The organism is Pseudomonas imperatae, from assembly GCF_057128625.1.
This window is the reverse complement of the sequence record NZ_JBSKHP010000006.1, coordinates 35,329-55,051: the sequence shown is the minus strand read 5'-3', so window position 1 is coordinate 55,051 and position 19,723 is coordinate 35,329. Positions and strand designations below refer to the sequence as shown.

Below are 19,723 nucleotides of genomic sequence, written 5' to 3'. Positions count from 1 at the left end.
CAACGGAGAACCACGCATGCTCAAGCTCAAACGCATCGACAACATGGACATCCTCACCCACGACGTACAGCGCCTGGTGGACTTCTACCACGGCACCCTGGGCCTGGGCTTCTTCCTGCCGTACGTGGCCGAGGAACGCTGGGCCGCCATCGAGACCGGCAACCTGACCCTGTACCTGTTCCACACCGATAACCCGGCCCGCGTGGCCCGCCGCACCGCCGTGAACGTGGAAGACCAGCCCGGCTTCGACTCCTTCGCCTTCGAGGTGGAAAACCTGGACGAGGCCATCGCCTACCTGGACGGCAAGGTGCAGTGGGTGACCGACCAGCCCATCGCCTGGCAGCACCCCAGCGGCACCCACTACCGCTACCGGCCGATGTTCGACCCAGACGGCAACATGCTCTACATCACCGAACCGCACAAAGCCTGACGCCCTGGCCACCTGGAGAACAATAAAATGACAGCGACTGTTTCCGCCCAAGCCGCCAAGCTCGCCCCCCAGCCCGTGCTGGAACTGGCCCCCGAGGCGCAGACGTTCACTGGCCGCGTGGCCCTGGTCACCGGCGCCGGCCGCGGTGCCGGCCGTGCCCACGCCCGCCTGCTGGCCGCCCGTGGCGCCGCGGTGGTGGTCAACGACATCGACGCCGACGTGGCCCAGGCCACCGCTGTCGAGATCAATGAGGCAGGCGGCACCGCCATCGCCCTGGCCTGCGACATCACCACCCGCGACAACGCCGAGCGCTTGATTGCCCAGGCCGTGGAGCACTTCGGCCAGCTGGACATCCTGGTGCACAACGCCGGGATGATGTACTCGCTCACCGGCCTTGAAGCCACCGACGACGCCAACTTCAACCAACTGCTGGCGATCAACGTGCACGCGCCGCTGTACCTGACCCGCGCGGCACTGCCGGCGCTGCGCAACAGCCGCGCGCCGCGGGTGATCTTCATCAACTCGCAGTGGGGCCAGGTGCCGGACGGGCACTCCTACGCCTACATGGTCTCGAAGACCGCGCAGCTGGGCCTGATGAAAACCATGGCCAAGGAGTTCGTGGGGCAGGGGATTCTGGTCAACGCCATTACCCCGGGCGCGATCCTGACGCGCATGGTGCCGGAGGAGTACGTGGAAGGCGAAAAAGCCAACATTCCCCTCGGCCGCCTGGTGCACCCCGAGGAAATCGCCGCCGCCGTGGCGTTCCTGGCCAGTGACGAGGCGGCGTTCATCACCGGCCAGGTGCTGGCGGTGAACGGTGGTGCGCTGGTGGTGGGTATCTAAGCAAGGCCTGATGAGGACACGAACATGACCAATACAATGACTCAACGCCAACGCGCCGAAGCGGCCATGCGCCGCCAGTGGTTCCCGGTGGCCCGCAGCGTCGACCTGACCACGCCGCAATCGGCCACCCTGCTGGGCCAGCGCCTGGTGGTGTACCGCACCGCCTCCGGCCAGGCCGTGGTGCAGGACGCCCGCTGCCCGCACCGCGGCGCCGACTTCGCCCTGGGCCAGGTGCACGGCGAGAACATTGCCTGCCCGTACCACGGCTGGCAGTTCGCGGCCGCCGACGGCAAGTGCAGCCACGTGCCGTCGCTGGAAGACCAGTGCAAGATCCCGCCCCAGGCGAAGATCGCCACTTACCGCGTCATCGAGCGCTTCGCCCACGTGTGGACGGTGCTGGAAGACCCGGTCGAGGACCTTTACGATCCCCAGCAGTGGAAAGACGTGGACCTGCAATGGCTGGCCGCCGAGCCGCTGCATTCGCCCACCGGCGTGGCCGTGGCCATCGAGAACTTCCGCGACGTGGCGCATTTCCCCTTCGTGCATTTTGTCTCCATGGGCCCCAGCAAGCACGTGGTGGAACCGCTGAAGGTGCGCCGCGACGGCCTCGACATTGTCATGGAGCGGCCACTGGACGCCGGCGACGGCGAGTGGGCCAACGACGGCGACTGCATGATGTATTACCACTGCGCCGCCCCGGGCCTGGCCACCATCACCTACGACTACGAGCGCCTGGGCAAGCGCGTGGTCGCCGGCTTCCCGTGCCCGGTGGCCTACGACGAGGTGAAAATCTTCTGGGGCGTGGCCAACGCCGTCGACTTCAAGGGCGCCAGCCTCGAGGAAAACCTGCGCATCGAAGAGATGGTCTACCTGGAAGACATGCCCATCGCCGCCGGCATCTTCCCGCGGGAAATCGACTGGGACGGCGTGTTCGTCGAGCACTCGGTGCCCGCCGACCTGTTCACCCTCAACTACCGCCGCGCGTTCCGCGAGTTCATCGACCGCGCGGTGCCGGAAGGTGCGGCATGAGCCGCCCGGCCCAGGACCGGGAGATGCTGATCAGCGCCATGCGCCTGGAGGCCGAGGGCGTCATGGCCCTGGAACTGCGGGCGCTGGGCGCAGATTCCGTGCCCGAGTGGCAGGCGGGGGCGCACATTGACGTGCGCCTGCCGTCGGGCACCGTGCGGCAGTACTCGTTGTGCGGCGATCCGTCGGACCGACGCCACCTGCACATTGCCGTGCTGCGCGAGGACAAGGGGCGGGGTGGTTCGCGGGAGATCCACGACGAGCTGCGCGTGGGTCAGCGGCTGGCCATCAGTGCGCCGCGCAACGCCTTCGCCCTGGCGCCGGCGGCCGGCTACCAGTTCGTTGCCGGTGGCATAGGCATCACGCCAATCTTGCCGATGATCCTCGCAGCCGAGCGGGCAGGGGTGCCGTGGCACCTGGTGTACGGCGGGCGCTCGCGGGCCTCCATGGCATTTCTCGAACGCCTGTTGCCCCATGCCGGAGCGCACGTGCAAATCCTCCCGGCCGACGAGTTCGGCCTGCTGGACCTGGACGCCATCGCCGCCCGCGCCGCCGCCGGCGCCGAGACCTACAGCTGCGGCCCCGGCGTATTGCTGGACGCCCTGACCGCGCGCTTCCAGGCCCAGGAACTGGGCCAGCGCCTGCACCTGGAGCGCTTCAGCGCAGCGCCGTTGCCGGTGGCAGAGGGCGAGGGCGGTGAGCTGAAAGTAATCCTCGCCCGCAGCGGCCTGGAGGTGGAAGTGCCGGCGAATCGTTCGATCATGCATGCGTTGCGCGACGTCGGCATCGAGGTGCCGTCGTCCTGTGAGCAGGGCGTGTGCGGAATGTGTGAAACGCGGGTACTGGATGGCGTGCCGGACCATCGCGACATGCTACTGACAGACCGCGAGCGGGCGCGCAACAACGTGATGATGGTGTGCTGTTCACGCGCGAAAACCCCCACACTGTTACTAGACCTGTAGCAGCGGCCCACAGGCCGCGTCCTGGCCCAGCGCGGAGGCGGGCATTGGGATCATACGTAATACGTATCAAATGATGGTCACGCCTTGCGAAGCGACGGATAACGGATGGTGGCTTGGCAAGTGAGGGAGGCGAACGGCGAGACGAACGTGCAAAGATAACTCAACTAAATAGTTCTTTAGTTGAGTTAATACTGGAGGCTGGGGAATTGAGGAAGGAGGGTGCCTATCCTACAACCCTTTCATGCAATTGCGCACATCATTATCAATCAGGTTGCCCGGCCTGATGCAATACCGGCCACTTCACCTGGTTGAACATCAAACGACCGCTCCTTGGCTAAAGTTCTCGATCTTTAAGCGTGCTCCTACGTGAAATCTGTGCCCGTTACCCCTACGGGTACACCTGGATTTCGCGTAGGAGCGCGCTTTTCATGCTGCAACGCGTTGAATTTCAACGATAAATCGGCATTCATCGGCCATGCTTCGGCCGCGCGATACGGCAAATCGGAAAATCCCCAGCACTACACAACGCCTGGCGTGCATTCAATCAACGGGATTCGTTAACGTCCGAGACACCTATCACCAGGCAGCAGACTCAAGGAAACGCGATGTACACCTACAAGATGGTCCAAGTGCCGCCGACCATTCAGGTCCAGGCCAGCAAACACCGCGGCAACGAAGCCGCCTTGTACCTGCAGCATGTCGTCAACCAACACGCGGCCGAAGGCTGGGAGTTCTACCGCATCGACTCGATTGGCGTCGCGGTCAAGGCCGGATGCCTCGACGCCTTGCGCGGGAAGAAAGACTCGCTGGCGAGCTACCACGTCATATCGTTGCGCAAGCCGGCGTGATGGTTCGTGCATCGGTGTACGGCATTCGGCTGTACCAACGTGTCGCGCCGGCGCGGTTGAGGGATGCGTGCAGGTTCGAGCCGAGCTGTTCGAGTTACACGTTGTTGGCGATTCGGAAGCACGGAGCGTTGAGCGGTTGGGGATTGGCGTTGAAGCGGATTGGTCGGTGCAGGTTTCCGAATGGTGGTGTTGATTATCCCTGAGGGTGGGTTTGGGCTGGATTCGGCGTTTGAAAAGCGCCACACCTGACCCAGACCTTCGCATACGACACTACGCATAATGTATATTATGTTAAATCGCGTATTGGGTTGTGGGTCGAGTTGCCAGGCTCCGGTCTGCTCCACCCAAACCTCTGCAATCTCGCGCCGGCTGGCGTCCTGTGGGAGCTGGCTTGCCAGCGAGCTTTTAATGCGCCGCTACGCGAAATCTGCACAACCACCTGGGCAACCACCAACAACATTTCACCCAGCGCCTAATTCCGTAGCCGCTGCCGAAGGCTGCGCTGGCCAACCGCATCACCACACCCACCATGGTGTAAGGTAACCCCAGCCCCCACGCCATCAAGGACGCCCAATGGCCACCCACGCAACCACCGCCCAAAAACACCTGGCCGTCCTAATCGACGCCGACAACGCCCCAGCCGCCATCGTCGAAGGCCTCTTCGAGGAAATCGCCAAATACGGCGTTGCCAGCGTCAAACGCATCTACGGCGACTGGACCGGCCCACAACTGGGCGGCTGGAAAAAAGTGCTGCTCGACCATTCCATCCAGCCCATCCAGCAATTCGCCTACACCAAGGGCAAGAACGCCACCGACAGCTCGCTCATCATCGACGCCATGGACTTGCTCTACACCCGGCGCTTCGACGGCTTCTGCCTGGTGTCCAGCGACAGCGACTTCACCCGCCTGGCCTCGCGGCTGCGCGAAGAAGGCTTGACCGTGTACGGCTTCGGCGAAGAAAAAACGCCCAAGCCGTTCGTGGCGGCTTGCGACAAGTTCATCTACATCGAGCTGCTGCGTGATGAAGTGGCGCCAGCGCCGAGCCCAGAACCATCGGTTGAGTCAGCCGTTGTGCCGGATGCAGCCAGGACGGTTGCGGCGGACAAACCCAAGAAGCCCAAGGCGCCGATCAGTTTCATTACCAAGATCCTCGATGACATTGCCGATGAGGATGGCTGGGCGCAGTTGGGTGCCCTGGGCACGAACATCACCAAGCTGCGGCCGGAGTTTGATCCTCGGACTCATGGGTTCAAGAAGTTGAGTGACTTGATCAAGGCTTATCCGCAGGCGTTTGAGTTGCAGGCGCGGGGTGGTTCTGGGGGAGCTACTTCGATGTATGCGCGGCATAGGGTGGGTAGTAAGTGATCGACTTGCCCCCCCTCTCCCCGAATGAGGCGACTAACCTCCCCCCTTGCCGCTTACACAGCAGTCGGCATTGAACATCCCATCGCACATGGAGCACATCTGTACTCCGCTTGCTGCCTTCCCATTTGGTCTATTCGGGCGGCAGTACGACACGCCTGCAGGTGCTCGCCGTAGAGAGCTTTTACCGGTGTACGGTATGATGAAAAGCCAATATGGAGTGAAGTAAATCGATGGATCTGCCACAGGGCTTAGCGTTAGAAATTGATTGTCCGCACTGCTCGACAGCCAACCAATTGCGATGCGAAGCGACTTTAGAATGCAGTAAATGTCAGAAGCCTATGTCGGGCTTCAAATACCGAAAGGTCAAGAAGGCAGTCAGCGCTGCAGTGGTCGCATTCAGCCTAGGCGTAGTTGGTACGGTACAGGTGAGACACCATTTTGTACCCGAGCGATACTCGATACGTAGCGAATACGCGATCGTGGACATGTGCCTGAACTCGTCTGAACGCCCGATCGCCGTATCGGCGTATGAGGGCAAGCGTGACGATTGCGTCTGCGCGCTGGAGCAAGTGCAAAAAACCTTGAAGACCAAAGACTTTAATGAAGACCGCGCGCACTACCTGACAACCTTTGCAGCGGCTGCCAGGCAGTGCAAGGCGGCTAGGACATCATCATCCTATCCAGGGTGATCACTTTTTTCCGTTGCCACCCTTCGAAGCATTCACATTTTTGTCGGCGGCGCGCTGGGCTCGAACCGCAAAAGAGTCGGAATCGGTTTTTTCACCGGTCGTAGCTGCAGCGCCCGATTGAATACGCGAAGCGTCGGCTTTGGTCATTTTGCTCATTTTCAGTTTCCTTATATGGTTGATGTCCCCGCTGGGACGACTCGAACATTACGGAGGTGCGTAGGGACAAATGGGGACAGAAACAGAGACGTTGCAGAATGAAATTAACGGGCTGATTAGTCGGCTGGGCTGGTCGCAAAAGCGCCTTGCTCGAGAGATTCATGCACTCGAGTTTGAAGATACGACTGATACCCCTGAAGAGATCATGCAGGCTGAAGAACGGCTTAAGAAGCACCTGAGTCGAAAAACAACCGCCCCTGAACGGCTGCGCCGCTATCTTGAATTGCTCCAGGAGCACGATGATTTTCGACGCCTTCAGGTTGTGGTACCCAGGTACATTCCCGCCCGGGACTTCTCTGAAGCGTTTGTGGAGGGTATGAAGTCGATCTCCCAGGCTTTAGATGTCGATGCCATGCAGGATGAGTCCCGGAATGAATAATCGAATAAACACCTTACATTTCCGCGCTTGCACCCTTCTGAACAGGTGACTAACCTCCCCTCGCCGCTTACACAGCGGCCGGGTTTGGTCACCCGCTCACCTTGAGTGTTTTGTGGCCGGGCTTCAAACGTCCTCGTATTCCCGAAACCGCTCTTGAAGAAAAGCAATCAATGCCCTGGTTTTCCCCGGCACGAAATTACTTTCTGATCGGACGGCATAAACAGTTGAAGAAGGCGGGGTAAATACCCCCTCGAACAGCCGATGCAACCTACCAGATTTAATATCATCCTTGACGATATACTTGGGCAGTTGAGATACCCCTTCACCCGCTAGGCACACCGCATAAAGCGCTTCGACGCTGTTGCATGAAAACCTGTCGGAAAATGTGAGTGCGCGGCCGGTTGACTGAGAAATACCCCAATCATTAAAACTTGTTTCAAAGTTCAAGCCTAAACAAATATGCTTTGCCAGATCGGCAAGATTGGAGGGCTGACCAAACCGATGTAGATATTCTGGAGCGGCGCAGATGACACGTTCACTGACCCCGACTGCACATGAGACCGCCCCGGGAGTACCCATTTCGCCAAGGCGTATTGCTACGTCGATTTTTTCTCTTCGAATATCAACAAAGTCATCCGTCAATACCAGATCGACCTTGATGTCAGGGTGTGCTTTCATGAAATCGACCAGCATTGGCACTACATGATAGCGGCCAAATACATTGGAAGCGGATATTTTCAATTGCCCGCGAAGCGTCTCGGATTCAGAGACGACAGACAACTCCAGCGCCCTGATGGTTTCCAGAATCTCCCGTGCTTCGCCAACGTAAAGCTCCCCGGCTTCCGTAAGGCTCATCTGCCGCGTTGTACGGAGCAGCAACTGGACGCCCAAGCGTTCCTCCAAGCGCTGCACCCTCTTGCTGAGTGCAGAGTGGGTCATATTCAGTTGCCTAGCTGCAGGTGAAAATCCACGTGCGTCAACTACTGCAACCAGGACTGCCATGTCGCTATATCGGTCCATCCACCCCTCCTTTTGTTCCATTATGGAACAGCTGTTGAGAAAAATGAAGGAATTCCATTTCAGGGTGGTTTACTCGAAAATCAACTCGTGGCGACGGTTCTCTTACTCTCACAATGGATGTGTGACTCATGAAATCAGTAATCGCAAAGCAATGCGGAACAGAAAATGCAGCTTTGCCTCTGGACGGCGCGTTTCACCAGAACGCCATGGCAGACCTGAAAAACTATGGCTCGCACGACCGGATTCAGTCGTACGAAGTAAGTTCCTCCCATGTGGCCGTGACCTGGTACGACGGTCATCTTAGTTATTTTCATCATGGCTGGTTGCGGGAAAACTGCCCGTCCCCTACTTCGCGTCACCCAACATCCATGGAGCGTCTCATTCATCCGCTCAGCATTCCCGTGACGATACAACCACTATCAGTCAGCCTCGATAGTCACGGTGCCTTGGCAATAATCTGGCCGACCGCAAATCAACAATCGACCGACGCTGGCCATCGAAGCCTCTACACCCCGGGCTGGTTGCGAGCGCACTGTTACACCTCAAGCCCAGAGCCGGGAAATACTTTAGCCACGCCCATCAGCAAAGGCCGCGAACCATTGCGCGGAGACTGGCAGTCGTTAATGGACAACGAAGAACACTTCTTCAAATGGCTATCGAATATGCACGAAATGGGATGGTCAGTTGTCAGCGGGGTGCCGAATGAGGACGGGGCGTGCATTAAGTTCGGGCAGAAAATCGGAGTGATCCGTTCTAGCAACTTTGGATTCAGCTTCGACGTGCGCTCCAAGCCCAACCCCAATAGCAATGCTTATACCTCATACCACTTACCCCTGCACACGGACATGCCGCATTACGAACTCCCACCAGGGTTTCAGCTGCTTCATTGTCGAATTAATTCAGCAAGTGGTGGGGAGTCGCTGTTGTCAGATGGCCTGAAAGTAGCCATCAAGCTTAAAGAATCCCATCCGGACGCGTACAACATCCTGTGCTCCGAGACAATACCTTATCGCTTTCAGGATGCCGATAGTGATTACACGGCCAGGCACCCGTTGATCGAGTGTGATCATCACAAGATACCCCGGTACATAAACTGGTCCAATAGCACCTCCGCTCCACTGGACGTGCCCCCTTCGCGAATGGAAAAGATGCGAGAGGCAATCCGGCTGTTTGTGGCGCAACTGGAGCATCCTGATCACCTCATCACAATAAAACTTCAACCCGGTGAAATGCTGGCCTTCAATAACAGGCGGATTTTGCACGGCAGGAATGGGTTTGACACTTCGAGCGGTGACCGTTTTTTCCAAGGTTGCTATCTGGACTCTTCCGAATTGAAGAGCAGGATCGCTGTTTTAGCGCGCACCTGTAAGCAATAGAAAATCGCTTGAGCAGCCCGTCGCCGCATCTCTTACCTCCGAATGAGTTTGCCCATGAACCCATCACTTGGCGTTAGCAGTACATCAACCGTGGGAATAGCCGCGGCCCTCTTTGCGGCGTTGACATGGTCGATGAATTTTGTCGCACCGCTGGTGATTGGCGACTTTACCATTTACGACCTGGCCGCTTGTAGATTCATCATCTCGGGGCTAATCGGCGTGTCGATTCTGGCCATCCGCAGCAAGGGCGTGCGTGGCTTGGTCCTGCAAGACTGGGTCGCAGCAGCAGCCATCGGCTTCATTGGCTATGTAGGCTATTTCATGGCGGTGATGATCGCCGCGACCTACGCCGGGCCAGTCATCGCTCCCGCATTTCTCGGTCTTGTTCCGGTAATACTTGCGATCAGCGGAAACCTGGGTGGCGGTACGCCTTGGCGCTACCTTTACCTTCCCTTTGGCATGGCTGCCACCGGCCTGATCCTGGTGAACGTTCAAACGCTTACGCTCCCGGTTCATACGCCCATTTCGACGCTCTTGTTGGGCGTTGCGGCATCCATTTCTGCGGTGGCACTCTGGACGTGGTTCGGCTTGGCGAACCAAAAGGCCCTAGCCCGGCGGCCATCCATGGACGCTTGGGTCTGGACAGCATTGATGATGATCGGAGGCAGTGTCCAAACCCTAGTCGCTATCCCGCTAGGGATGCAACTGGGTGTATTCACGATTGGCGAGGCGGGCCTCCATCTGGATATCAATACCGCTACCCATCTCTTGCTCCCTGCGGCCATGCTTGCCGTAGTTGCATCAATTATTGGAGCCGGCGCGTGGACAATCGCCTCCCAGCGCCTGCCGATTACCTTGGCCAGCCAACTGCTCTCAATGGAGATGGTGTTTGCGACTTGTTTGGGCCTGGCGTTTCACCACCGATACCCGACAGTGCCAGAAGCAATTGGCATTGGCCTTATCGTCCTCGGGGTGGTGAAAGGAGTCGGTGCGTTCAGTCGGAAACGACCGGAAGGCTGTGCTCTGGTTGGTGTAACCCACGTTGATCGGGTGCGGTAAGAACCTTCGGTTTGCCCCTGGGTTTCCTTCTAGCGCATCGTGTACAGGCACAGGTTATTCCGGGCAAGAGGTAAGCGTCCGGTGATCACGCCTAGCTAATGGTGCTGTCGGGGCGCTACGGACAAATGAACTGGTTCGTGGCTGCCATTAGTGCGATGACCAGGGCGGCGAGCCCCACCGCTGAAGTCCACTCGGAATCAGGTGTACAGGCGAACCAGGAGCCTGGGAGAGGTACGTGGTCATGTAGTCCACCTCCGGTAACCATTCGGCTCCTTTGGCGGGTTGTCATGGCTGCTGCGATGCAAACATGCCCGGTTTGAAACGGCAGCGACATAGACTTTAGCGGAAACGTCGGTGACATATAGGCTGATTTCATCGCTGTGAAGCAGACAAGCAGTTACGTACTGCATGAGTACAAATGTTCTCTTCGTGGCTAGTCAGTCTTTCCCAAGGTGATCGTACTTTGGGCTGCATCGAGAATCTGCACCTTATCTCAACATAGCTTGCCGTATGGCGGCTCACCCAGTCGCGCTACTTGGCCCCGAGTCGCAAATCCGCAATACTGGTAATAAGCCACTATTTTTTCATGGAATACAGCCATGGCACGGAAGCGAAAAGGGCGCGGTGCTGGTCTGGGGAGAGCCCTCCCCATCATCATCGTATTGGCCTTATTGGCACGGGTACCTAAACCAGCATGGGTCGTGATTGGCATCGTTGCGGCCTTGGCTATTTTTGTCTGGCTGGTTCAGAGGACAAAGGCAAAGGCGCTGGCAGCTGCCGCTGGTTCGCAACACGGTTCACCATCCCTCGTGACTCATAGTGCGCCACGACAGCTGCAGGGCAGTACGGCACGTTCCGTTTCGGCCGATTTTCATCGAGTGCAGATTGGTTCGGAAGCGGACCTTAAATTTTCTATTCCAACAGCCTCGGAGCGCCGTGCTAAGGCGCGTTGGTTGGGGCTGAACGAGGTTATTGAGGTTGCGGGCCTCAAACTGCCAGGCGGGCTTTTATATTTTGCACAGAGTGCTCCGATGTTTGGCTACGAGGAGCCCTCACTTATCGATGCCTCACAGCAAGTGCGCAAGTCGGCGGTCGACATCAGCGTAAGCCACATGTCCTACTGGCCCCGATACAACGATATTTCTCCCGAAGCGCGGCGGGGCTACCTTCAGTGGCAGGCCGGTGGGCGAAGTGATCCCGACGCTGATATTGGCAACGTCTTCCTATTTTTCTATGGGCTAGAACGTCGAGCCCTCGTGGATACATCTGAGGTTGTCGAGGCGCGCCAGGAAGTACCGGTGATCGAGCAGGAGGTGCGCCGCTTGTTGGCCTTGTATGGGCAGAACCACTCATTCAGGGGCTATGCATCTCGATTCCTGGAGCACCTGAACATAGGGGAAATCGCTCCGCGAACCTATCTGCAGGCGCCAAGCACAGACTACTCGGGCTCCTACGAGCTATCGATGCCCCTACGGATTGCATTGGGCCAAATGGCCGTCGACAAGTTTCCACTGAATTCGGCCTGGGCACTGGCGTGGGCGCTAAGTGATCCCAACATTGGGCGACGTACGCCCGTCACGCGGTGTGGCGATAAATTCGCTCTGTTGTTCACTGAGGAGTACTCCCGCCGCTATCCAAACGGGATTGTACTGACCAACAATAAGACCAAGCTGCAAATCGCTTATCGGCCTGCCTCGTCACGACTGGATGTAATCCCCGTCAAGCTAGGTGACCTACCTGATGTTTCTGCCACTTCTGGGACACGCAACAAGCTTCAAACGATCGTCGATGACTGCTCGGCCATTCTTGACCCTTACAGCCGTTACTTGGGGCGCAACCCTGAGGGCGCCGAATCGCTGGACGGATTAGTCCAATTGCCTACCACGCTTTGGCCGGCCGCATCTCTGACCGAGCTTGAATTGCTCAAGGAGAGCGTGGGTGTGGATACCGTGTGTATGAGCTTTGGCGAGCTCTCTGGCCGTTTCAAATTCGCCGGCATACTTTCGCGTGACAAACTCTTGGCTTTGGCGCGAGCCTTGGAATCTCTGAGCATCGGATTCGAGCCTGATGTGCTGTCAGGTGCCCGAACGCCAAAGGCGGACGATACGATTGCGCTGTTTGCCATTTTGTCGGCAGAGGGTACGGCACGTGCCGATGATGCCTACAACACCGCGGTTGTTACGTTGGATCTGGCAAGCGCCGTCGCCGCGGCCGATGGCGACACGTCGCTTGAAGAGATCCGCCTGCTCTTAGGGCACATTGATTCCTGGGATCACTTGAGTTCAGCGCATCGTCGTCGGCTGAGCGCTCATTTGGCCATTCAGCTCAAGCAGCCCCCTACCCTTGCAAGCTTGAAGAAAAAGCTGGAGCCGCTTGGTCTTGATGCCAAACGCAAGTTAGCCAGTTTTCTCGCCCATCTGGCTCAGGCGGACGGTGTAGTGAGTCCTCAGGAGGTGAAGTTGCTTGAGCGGGTCTACAAAGCTCTCTCCCTCGACCCTCAAGCGGTGTACAGCGACCTTCACTCAGCCGCTGCGGGGACGGCAAGTACCTCACCGGTGACCTCTGCGCCAGCACCCGGATCAATCGATTCCTCTAATCCGCCGGCGGCCTCTGCACCTGCGTTTGCACTCGACATGAATAAGATCGCCCGCCTTCAGCGTGAGACCGCGGAGGTCTCAGCCTTGCTCGCGGGCGTCTTCGTGGACGAAACCGCTGTCGAAGCGCCCGCTCCACAACCGCAGGAAGTGCCCGAGGCACAGGTCGAAACCGAGGACGCAACTCTCTACGGCCTGGACATCGATCACTCGGCATTCCTGCGCCTGCTTGTGTCCCGCAAAGAATGGAGCCGTGCGGAGCTTGAGGACGCTGCTGCCGATCTCGACCTCATGCTGGACGGAGCCCTGGAAAACATCAACGACATGGCATTCGAGCGCTTTGACATACCGGTCTCCGAAGGCGACGACCCCATCGAAATCAACCCTGAAATTTTGGACGAGCTAGCTTTATGACGACGATACGAGCCAAAGATCGCGATGCGGTCATCCAGTCGCTGCGCGCTGGGGTGGTACCACGTGTCGGCCAGCACCTGATTCAAGTTGGTCGCTCCGGAGAGTTGGACTCCCTGCTCAAGGATATTGATCGTCTTGCGGATGGCGGTTCGGCGTTTCGAATTGTGATCGGTGAGTATGGCGCCGGGAAAACCTTCTTCCTGAACCTCGTGCGAGGTATCGCCATGGAGCGCAAGCTAGTCACCATGCACGCGGACTTGAACCCTGATCGGCGCCTGCATGCTTCTGGCGGACAAGCTCGCTCACTGTACTCTGAGCTAGCCAAGAACATGGCCACCCGCACAAAGCCTGATGGTGGCGCCTTGCAGGGTATCGTCGAAAAGTTCATCTCCCAGGCCAAAGCGGAAGCAAAAGGCAAAGGCGTGGAGACCGACGTGGTCATTCGACAATATCTATCCGATCTCACGGAGATGGTGAACGGGTATGACTTCGCGGACGTCATCGCGGCCTACTACCGGGGATTCGAGGAGGGCAACGAGCAACTGAAGGCCGATGCTATTCGCTGGTTGCGTGGGGAATTCACGACCAAGACGGACGCGCGCGCGGCGCTCGGGGTGCGTACCATCATCGACGACGCATCCGTGTACGATCAGTTGAAACTGCTCGCCCGCTTCGTGCGGTTGGCAGGCTTTTCCGGGCTGATGGTCTGCCTTGACGAGCTGGTCAACTTGTACAAACTGGCCAACACCCAAGCGCGGAATGCTAATTACGAGCAGATCCTGCGGATTCTGAATGACTCGCTTCAGGGCTCCGCCGAAGGACTAGGATTTGTCTTGGGTGGAACCCCTGAATTCCTAATGGACACCCGACGCGGTTTGTACAGCTACCCTGCCCTGCAATCACGTCTGGCCGAGAATTCCTTTGCCCGCACGGGCCTGGTCGACCTGTCCGGCCCGGTTATTCGGTTGAGCAGTCTCACGCCTGAAGATTTTTACGTCCTCCTGCAAAAGCTGCGCAACGTCTACGGCTATGGGGATCCAGAGAAATACCTTTTGCCCGATGAAGCTATCCCAGCGTTCATGGCGCATTGCAACCACCGTTTGGGGGAGGCGTACTTCCGCACACCCCGTACCACGATAACGGCCTTCATCAACTTGTTGGCTGTCCTGGAGCAGAACCCGGGGGCCGAATGGCGGGCTTTACTAGGTGCTGTTGAGGTGGCACAGGACGATGGAGGCAGGCAGGATCTTGCAGTCGAGGCCGACGATGAACTCGCAAGCTTCAAACTCTGAGTCATCGTCCTTCGAGCGCCTGCATCCGGATGTGCAGCAGTGGGTGTGGTCTCAGGGCTGGACATCACTGCGGGACGCGCAGGAATGGGCGGTACCGGCGCTTGTGGAGGCAGACAGGGACGTCATCATCGCTGCATCCACGGCATCAGGCAAAACCGAGGCGGCCTTCCTGCCCATATTGACTCACCTGCTCAATCAGGAAGGTGGGCGGGGCTGCGTCCTCTATATCAGCCCGCTCAAGGCTTTGATCAATGACCAATGGGACAGGCTCAGCCACCTGTGCGAGCGCCTGGAGCTGCCGGTCGTTGCTTGGCATGGGGATGTTTCAGCGAGTAGGAAGCAGCGGTTTCTCAAGACACCTGAGGGAGTGCTGCTGATTACCCCTGAGTCGCTAGAAGCGCTGTTCGTCAACCGAGGTACGGCTCTGCCAGGCTTGTTCACCGCCCTTCGTTACATTGTGGTGGATGAGCTCCATGCATTCATTGGTAGTGAGCGTGGAAAACAGCTTCAGTCCCTGATGCAGCGTGTTGAACTGGTGGTTGGACGTACCGTGCCGCGGGTGGGGTTATCAGCGACCCTAGGCGACATGTCATTGGCGCAGTCCTTCCTGAGACCTACCACACCTCAGGCTGTCAAGGTTATTGAGTCGAAGTCGTCTGGGCAAGAGTTGCTCGTGCAGGTTCGCGGATACCTGGAGCGCCCGATGGAAGAAGTACTGCGCCAGCACGCCGAGTCATCCGCACAGCCCGTCGAAGATGACGACGACGACGAAAACACTGGCGCTGGAACGAAGATGGCGATCGCCGAGCACCTGTACAAAGTGCTGCGGGGAAGCAACAACCTGATTTTCCCCAACAGTCGACAGGGCGTGGAGTGGTATGCAGATCGCCTCCGTTCGCTCTGTGATCGGGACGGTGTCGTCAATGAGTTCTGGCCACATCATGGCAGCTTGTCCAAGGAACTCCGAGAGGATACCGAGCGGGCACTGAAGGCTGGCGGGCTGCCTGCCTCTGCGATATGCACTACTACGCTTGAGCTTGGAATCGACATAGGCAACATCAAAACGGTTGCGCAAATCGGCTGTCCGCCTTCCGTTGCGAGTTTGCGCCAGCGATTAGGGCGCTCAGGTCGAAGGGCGGGTGAGCCTGCCATTCTCAGGGTGTATTGCTCGGAGCGTTCCCTGACGGCGAAATCGAGCCTGTCGGATCAGCTACGTGAAACGCTCGTACAGTCTGTGGCAATGATCCGGCTGCTTATCGGGAACTGGTTTGAACCACCACGGACTGAGGGGTTGCACGTGTCCACGCTTGTGCAGCAGTGCCTGTCCACCATTGCGCAATTGGGCGGCGCGAGCGCGGGTCAGCTCTGGAGCAATTTGATAGCTACCGGCGTTTTTCCGTGCATCTCGAAAGCGGAATTCGCAGGGCTACTGACGGCCCTTGGGAATAATGAATTGATCGTCCAGGACAGCTCGGGTCTGCTGTTACCGGGAGAAGTTGGCGAACGCTTGATAAATCACTACGAGTTCTACAGCGCCTTTACCAGCGAAGAGGAGTTCCGTCTCATAAAAGACGGAAAACCTCTTGGTTCAGTACCCATCAGCAGGCCGCTCGCGGTTGGGCAGCGGATTATCTTTGGTGGGCGCCGATGGCAAGTCAGTCAGGTTGATCAGGAGGCGAAAGTCATCGTCGTGACTGCCGCCCGCGGTGGGGAACCTCCTCAGTTCGATGGTCTGGGGGCACAGGTACATGACCGCGTCCGGCAGGAGATGCATTCCGTCCTGACTTCGGAGGAGCTCTACCCTTTCCTGGACAATCAGGCCAAAGCGCTGCTGGAGGAGGCCCGCACCAACTTCAAGGCGCTGGGGCTGGCGTCTTGCAGCACGTTCGGCTCCGCCAGTAAAACAAACCTGCTGACCTGGCGCGGGGATTACACCAACGATGCTCTTGCTCTCATGCTTGGCCACGTCGGTGTCGAGTGCCAGGTTTCCGGACTTGCTCTGGAAATCAACGCCTCGCCTGAGGACACCTCACGAGCGCTTGCTGAGGTGGCGAGCCTCGCGCCATTGTCGATTGATCTTCTCTTAAAGAAAGTGAAAAATCTGGCGCGCGAAAAGTGGGATTGGGCATTACCGCATCAGCTACTGATGAAGTCATATGCTTCGACACACCTGGACATCGACGGAGCCGCCCATTTCGCTCGCGGGCAGTCAGCCCATACCTAGCAAATGGCAGTGCCTATCGGGGTATCTCTCCGCTACCTGATGCAGTCCCACGTTGGGCGAGCCGCGCAAGATTGAGGTCGTCCTATTCACGGCGTTCGAACGCCCGGGCGCCCCATGGCGCAAGCAAACTCAGGATCTCTGTTATCAAAATGGAAGCAAGTGTTCTCAGTACTTACGCGAAGGGCGATATCTTCGAGGAGGAGGTATTTCAATTCTTAAGCCGCGAAATTGATGAAGGGCGATTTTTCTGCAGACCCGAGCACTGCGCGATATTCAGAAAGCGACGCTACTACTCCCGTGACCGAGAAGATGACATCGTTTTTGATATCGCCGTTGAGGTCTATATTCCTGGTCAATCTAAACCGTCGTTGCTTGTCCTTGTCGAGTGTAAGAATTACGCCGGCACGGTTCCTGTCGGTGACATTGAAGAGTTCGGAGCAAAAATTGGACAGGTAGCGGGATTCAACGCAAAGGGAATCTTCGTGTCGGCGAGCGCTTTTCAATCAGGAACGCTCAATATTGCCAGGAACCGCGGTTTCAGCGTGATTCGGTACTTCCTAGACGAAGGATTCCAATGGGAACTAGCTCGCGCTCTGCTCACTGGCGTGAGCAACGCTAAGTCGCGAAAACGGGCCGGGATTGAGTATGCAATGACCCATCCAGAATTTCGTCCAACGCTTTCAGGCGCTTACGGTGTAACTCCTGGGGGCTATACGAGCACCTGGGAGGGCATCTGGTTAGGGCTGGATCTGATTAGCGCGTTTGACGCCGCGAGCCTAGAGCGAATCCGGGCGCCACGTGCGCCAAGGTTACGAATCGCCTACGTCTCCCGGCAGGAGATTGAAGACTTGTCAGAGGACGTCTTGAGGTCTGCATGCTATAAACAAGGTTCAGTTGATCTGGATGGGGTTGTTACCAGTGCGGCTAGCGCGCTCAGCGTAAGCTACTTGGATGAACCGAGTTCCGTGCTCGGGAGCATCACATTCATGCCTACAGAGATAAAAATCTTCTCCACAAATAAAAAGGCCCACATCACACGATTCACATTGGCACACGAACTGGGGCATCACTATCTCAAACACGGGCGCTACGTTGCTCGGGAAAGCATACGTGCCAAGGATGTTGATCGGACTGATTATGTCGCCGTTCCAAGAAGCGAATTGGAGCGCCTAGAATGGCAAGCGAACGCCTTTGCCTCCTCCCTGCTCATGCCCAAAAGGCAATTGCTGGAAGCGTTTTCACTTCTGGCTAAGCACCATGGTATCCGCAATCGAGGGCACGGAGCCCTTTTCGTTGATAATCAGCGGGATAATATAGAAAATTATCACCTGATCCTCAACGCGCTGAGCCGATTTTTCGAGGTCTCGAAGACAGCAGTGGCAATTCGTCTGCGTGGGCTGGGAATACTGGTGGAAGCATGATTGGCGATTATTGTAGTGGTCAACTGATTCCGGACACTGCTTTGGTATTTAATCAGCGACTGCAGAAGGTAACCGATCGTTGAATGAAACTGGCGCCAGCTGTATCGCCGTATCAAGAAACCAACAGCTTTGAGTATCGGAGGCGCAAACAAATCCCGGTACCTTCAGCCGCACCTGCCAAATCCCCCCGCAGAACCAACGCCGAACCCAAACCCATCAAATACCCCCAAGCCCACCCCGAAACACCCCAGCATCTACCCCCACAAGCCCCGCCGCACTACTCCCCTCATTCTCCCGCAAATACCGCCTCACCAACTCACCCCCAAGCGAATACCCCAACCACCTAGGCAACTCACCCACCCCAAAAAACCACGCCCCATGCCCATAATCCTCCCGGTCCCAGCAGGCCGCCGCCATATCGACATACCGCCGTACAACCTCCACATCAACCCGCTCCCACGGCTCAGGACAACCACCCCACACCTCCTGCGCAAACACACCCGCAAGCCCCTCGGAAACCAGAACCTGGCCTAGCGACGCCCCATACCCCGGCCCATCCCAACGCGCCGCATGGTGAAGCTCATGCGCGAACATCCGCTCAAGCGAGGCATTTTCATTCGCCCTGAAAACGTCACTCGCTGGATCGACAGTCAAATAGATCAGCCCAGGCTCAGGCGAATATCCCAGGTGCCCCTTTTCAGGAATAACCTGGCCGCCGGCTTTCACGATCACATCCAGCGGGCCCAGCGGTAGCAACGCGCTCGCCTTACGGTGGGTGGCTATCAACCGCGCGTGAAGCCAGTCGCGGTGGTCGGTCAGTAGGCCGCGGGCGTCTATGAAGTGAAGATTTAGGGATGCCATTCCTGTGCGCTGTCCTTGACGAGTAAGCCATGCAGCATACCTTCATTCACGGGCCTCTACTCCCCACTCCCCGGCCAAACAACCTCCAACCGCGTCCAACTGATCCGCCACTCCCCCGCCACCCGCCGGTACTCATCCGCATACACCCCCAGCAACAACAACGGGTTCGGGTCAGGCTTCTTGGCCGTCTCGAAATCCACCAGGTAACAGCGCCCCTCCGCCGTATCCGGCCCGGTCACGTTGATCCAGTGGTTGGCGATCACGTGCAGGAACGGGTAGCTGCCCCGATGATCGCGGTCGTACAGCGCGAACGCGTCCGTCAAGCCGGCGCGAATGGCGTCAAGCCCTTCCATTCGGCCAACTGTTACTTCCACCACTGCATCTTCGGTGAACACCTGGTCAAGCTGGGCGATGTTGTTGCTGTCCAGGTGGTGAGCATACAGGGTGCGCAGGTTGCGAATTGCCTCGCGGTCGAGCAGTGCCTTGAGTGTGGTGTCCATCGTGTTTGACCTCTTAATGGTGCGAGCAACGCTCGATGGTGATCACTGTAACCCCGCGCAGGGGAAAGATAATCCGGGTTGGATTCCAGGCACTTGAGCGCGGGAGGATGAAGTGTGCCGGGCGATTCTGGACGCGCATTCCAGACTGCTTGGCCTTGGAGCCCGGTTATCTGCGCATTGTTTGTGCGTATGGTGGCCAGGGTC

The 19,723-nt window shown here is 58.0% G+C and carries 19 protein-coding genes; 15 read left to right on the top strand and 4 right to left on the bottom strand.

The genetic code is table 11. The annotated features are described in order from the left end of the window. The first annotated feature begins 16 nt into the window (after window positions 1–16). From ACWKWX_RS09530 to ACWKWX_RS09495, 8 genes are all read left to right on the top strand, one after another. Complete coding sequence (locus tag ACWKWX_RS09530; RefSeq protein WP_416424303.1) at window positions 17–430, top strand: VOC family protein; 414 nt, start codon at window positions 17–19, stop codon at window positions 428–430. 27 nt (window positions 431–457) lie between these two features. After that, window positions 458–1,273 (top strand): SDR family NAD(P)-dependent oxidoreductase, encoded by an 816-nt coding sequence (locus ACWKWX_RS09525; protein WP_483827603.1) that lies wholly within the window; start codon window positions 458–460, stop codon window positions 1,271–1,273. A 24-nt stretch (window positions 1,274–1,297) separates the two neighbouring features. After that, on the top strand, window positions 1,298–2,302 hold the full coding sequence (locus ACWKWX_RS09520) for a Rieske 2Fe-2S domain-containing protein (protein WP_416424305.1): 1,005 nt from the start codon (window positions 1,298–1,300) through the stop codon (window positions 2,300–2,302). Continuing rightward, window positions 2,299–3,261, top strand: a complete 963-nt coding sequence (locus tag ACWKWX_RS09515; protein WP_483827602.1) for a PDR/VanB family oxidoreductase — start codon at window positions 2,299–2,301, stop codon at window positions 3,259–3,261. Before ACWKWX_RS09520 ends, ACWKWX_RS09515 begins: the two co-directional genes overlap by 4 nt. Window positions 3,262–3,866: 605 nt before the next feature. Next, on the top strand, window positions 3,867–4,109 hold the full coding sequence (locus ACWKWX_RS09510) for a DUF4177 domain-containing protein (RefSeq protein ID WP_416424308.1): 243 nt from the start codon (window positions 3,867–3,869) through the stop codon (window positions 4,107–4,109). After that, the gene (yidD, locus tag ACWKWX_RS09505; RefSeq protein ID WP_483827601.1) at window positions 4,034–4,312 is read left to right on the top strand and encodes a membrane protein insertion efficiency factor YidD; all 279 of its coding nucleotides are present in this window, start codon (window positions 4,034–4,036) and stop codon (window positions 4,310–4,312) included. Before ACWKWX_RS09510 ends, yidD begins: the two co-directional genes overlap by 76 nt. 370 nt (window positions 4,313–4,682) lie before the next feature. Next, a complete protein-coding gene (locus ACWKWX_RS09500; RefSeq protein ID WP_483827600.1) occupies window positions 4,683–5,474 on the top strand; it encodes an NYN domain-containing protein in 792 nt (263 codons plus the stop codon). 230 nt (window positions 5,475–5,704) lie between these two features. Further along, window positions 5,705–6,163 (top strand): hypothetical protein, encoded by a 459-nt coding sequence (locus ACWKWX_RS09495; RefSeq protein ID WP_483827599.1) that lies wholly within the window; start codon window positions 5,705–5,707, stop codon window positions 6,161–6,163. Here ACWKWX_RS09495 and ACWKWX_RS09490 read toward each other — a convergent pair whose 3' ends face one another. Further along, window positions 6,164–6,319, bottom strand: coding sequence for a hypothetical protein (locus tag ACWKWX_RS09490; protein ID WP_483827598.1), 156 nt, complete (start codon window positions 6,317–6,319; stop codon window positions 6,164–6,166). Window positions 6,320–6,389: 70 nt separating this feature from the next. Between ACWKWX_RS09490 and ACWKWX_RS09485 the strand changes: the two genes are divergently transcribed. Further along, a complete protein-coding gene (locus ACWKWX_RS09485) occupies window positions 6,390–6,758 on the top strand; it encodes a hypothetical protein (protein WP_483827597.1) in 369 nt (122 codons plus the stop codon). Between the two features lie 123 nt (window positions 6,759–6,881). Here ACWKWX_RS09485 and ACWKWX_RS09480 read toward each other — a convergent pair whose 3' ends face one another. After that, a complete protein-coding gene (locus tag ACWKWX_RS09480; RefSeq protein WP_483827596.1) occupies window positions 6,882–7,778 on the bottom strand; it encodes a LysR family transcriptional regulator in 897 nt (298 codons plus the stop codon). A gap of 128 nt (window positions 7,779–7,906) precedes the next feature. On the opposite strand from ACWKWX_RS09480, the gene ACWKWX_RS09475 reads away from it, so the two are divergent. The 6 genes from ACWKWX_RS09475 to ACWKWX_RS09450 all read left to right on the top strand — a co-directional run bounded on the left by ACWKWX_RS09475 (window position 7,907) and on the right by ACWKWX_RS09450 (window position 18,158). Continuing rightward, on the top strand, window positions 7,907–9,154 hold the full coding sequence (locus ACWKWX_RS09475) for a TauD/TfdA family dioxygenase (RefSeq protein ID WP_483827595.1): 1,248 nt from the start codon (window positions 7,907–7,909) through the stop codon (window positions 9,152–9,154). 54 nt (window positions 9,155–9,208) lie between these two features. Continuing rightward, window positions 9,209–10,213 carry a DMT family transporter gene (locus ACWKWX_RS09470; RefSeq protein WP_483827594.1) on the top strand — a complete coding sequence of 335 codons (1,005 nt, stop codon included), beginning with the start codon at window positions 9,209–9,211 and terminating at the stop codon, window positions 10,211–10,213. Window positions 10,214–10,812: 599 nt separating this feature from the next. Beyond that, on the top strand, window positions 10,813–13,221 hold the full coding sequence (locus ACWKWX_RS09465; protein WP_483827593.1) for a tellurite resistance TerB family protein: 2,409 nt from the start codon (window positions 10,813–10,815) through the stop codon (window positions 13,219–13,221). Beyond that, complete coding sequence (locus ACWKWX_RS09460) at window positions 13,218–14,513, top strand: ATP-binding protein (protein WP_483827592.1); 1,296 nt, start codon at window positions 13,218–13,220, stop codon at window positions 14,511–14,513. Before ACWKWX_RS09465 ends, ACWKWX_RS09460 begins: the two co-directional genes overlap by 4 nt. A gap of 43 nt (window positions 14,514–14,556) precedes the next feature. After that, entirely contained in the window at window positions 14,557–16,737 is a 2,181-nt protein-coding gene (locus ACWKWX_RS09455) for a DEAD/DEAH box helicase (RefSeq protein ID WP_483827734.1), read from the top strand. Between the two features lie 149 nt (window positions 16,738–16,886). Then, complete coding sequence (locus tag ACWKWX_RS09450) at window positions 16,887–18,158, top strand: ImmA/IrrE family metallo-endopeptidase (protein ID WP_483827591.1); 1,272 nt, start codon at window positions 16,887–16,889, stop codon at window positions 18,156–18,158. Window positions 18,159–18,374: 216 nt separating this feature from the next. Here the strand turns inward: ACWKWX_RS09450 and ACWKWX_RS09445 are convergent, their stop codons facing one another. Together ACWKWX_RS09445 and ACWKWX_RS09440 are read right to left on the bottom strand one after the other, a co-directional pair. After that, a complete protein-coding gene (locus ACWKWX_RS09445; protein WP_483827590.1) occupies window positions 18,375–19,019 on the bottom strand; it encodes a DUF2268 domain-containing putative Zn-dependent protease in 645 nt (214 codons plus the stop codon). Window positions 19,020–19,075: 56 nt separating this feature from the next. Then, on the bottom strand, window positions 19,076–19,519 hold the full coding sequence (locus tag ACWKWX_RS09440; RefSeq protein ID WP_416424320.1) for a nuclear transport factor 2 family protein: 444 nt from the start codon (window positions 19,517–19,519) through the stop codon (window positions 19,076–19,078). Window positions 19,520–19,723: the final 204 nt, after the last annotated feature.